General features: G+C 36.1%; 3 protein-coding genes. 1 reads left to right on the top strand and 2 read right to left on the bottom strand.

Annotated features, from left to right (window positions below; genetic code table 11):
* On the top strand, nucleotides 1–408 hold a 408-nt coding region (locus tag ACFIJJ_RS09780; protein WP_375646805.1), incomplete at its 5' end, for a hypothetical protein.
* A gap of 3 nt (nucleotides 409–411) precedes the next feature.
* Here the strand turns inward: ACFIJJ_RS09780 and ACFIJJ_RS09775 are convergent.
* Nucleotides 412–834 (bottom strand): type II toxin-antitoxin system HicB family antitoxin, encoded by a 423-nt coding sequence (locus tag ACFIJJ_RS09775; protein WP_375624121.1) that lies wholly within the window; start codon nucleotides 832–834, stop codon nucleotides 412–414.
* Between the two features lie 20 nt (nucleotides 835–854).
* Nucleotides 855–965 (bottom strand): hypothetical protein, encoded by a 111-nt coding sequence (locus ACFIJJ_RS09770; RefSeq protein WP_375624508.1) that lies wholly within the window; start codon nucleotides 963–965, stop codon nucleotides 855–857.
* Between the last annotated feature and the right edge of the window lie 219 nt (nucleotides 966–1,184).

Below are 1,184 nucleotides of genomic sequence, written 5' to 3'. Positions count from 1 at the left end.
AAACGCTTTGGTTTGACGATTGAAGAGGCTAAAAATCCGCTTTCCGGTACCTATATCGGGCGGCTTTATTTGCAAGGCAAAATAAATCAAGACCAATATGATGCTGCGCAAAAATATCTTGAAGTGAAAAACAATTACCTATGTGCAAAAGCATTGCCTAATGCAATTTATGATGAAATGCCTACAACTTCTGATAACGGAGCAAGAGAGAAATGGGTACAGAAGGCAACACAACGTCTTTTAGCTGTAAAAGATGTTGTTCAAGAAGCTCAATGTTTACACCGTCAATATAGCCTTCATGCCGCATTACAGTATCTTGTCATAGAAGATCAATCACTACCACACCTTGTGCTTTCATTGCGCATTGCTCTTAATGCGCTTTATAAACATTTTACGCAAAACCGGTAATTTTCAAGCGGCGTCTTGGATATTAATGGCAACCTCTTTTCCAAGAGCAATGAGAGTAGATTCTAAGGCATCTAATTTGGTTGCGTGGTTTAAATCCAACAATCGGTCAATTTGTACTGGATGAAGTTTTAAAAGACGTACGAGATCAGCTTTGCGTAAGTTTTTTTCAATCATAGCGTTATGTATTGCAATTTTTAAAGTCACCAATGAAGATACTTCAACAAAAGGATAGGCAATATCACGATGTCCAAAGGGAATAGGTTCACGATCTTGAAAACGCCCCATAATGACTGTTAAAAGTGCATTTTTAGCCTGTTCCAAAGCCTCTTTTTCATCGTTACCATAGGTAATAAATTCCTGAAAGTCTTTAGAGACGACTAGAAGAGTGTCATTGTCATCTTTGATAAATTTGATTGCATATTTCATTTACACCTCCATATTCAGGCTTATTTTAGGTCAAGATCTTTAAGAATCTTCTGGACTAATCCTGTTCCTAATTCTTTTCGCGTACCATGTATAGGTAAAACGGACCTTTTAGAACCACGCTTTATAAGCAAATGTCCTCTCTTCCCTGAAGTAAAATTGCAACCATGTTTTATTAAGATATCTTTTCAATTCTTGACTGTTCACTATAATAATATAACATCTAAAATGTTTAATATAAAACAAATGTTGTGTTAAAGGAAAATAAAGGACATCTTCATGATGCGTGACATCATCTTTAAGCCTTGATAGGTCTCTATCATCTCGTGAAGGAGCTGTTGTTCTTTTTCTGT

The organism is Bartonella sp. TT29SHDZB, from assembly GCF_042193395.1.
Classification (GTDB): Bacteria; Pseudomonadota; Alphaproteobacteria; order Rhizobiales; family Rhizobiaceae; genus Bartonella.
The sequence above is the reverse complement of the archived record's forward strand: the minus strand, read 5'-3'. Positions and strand labels throughout refer to the sequence as shown.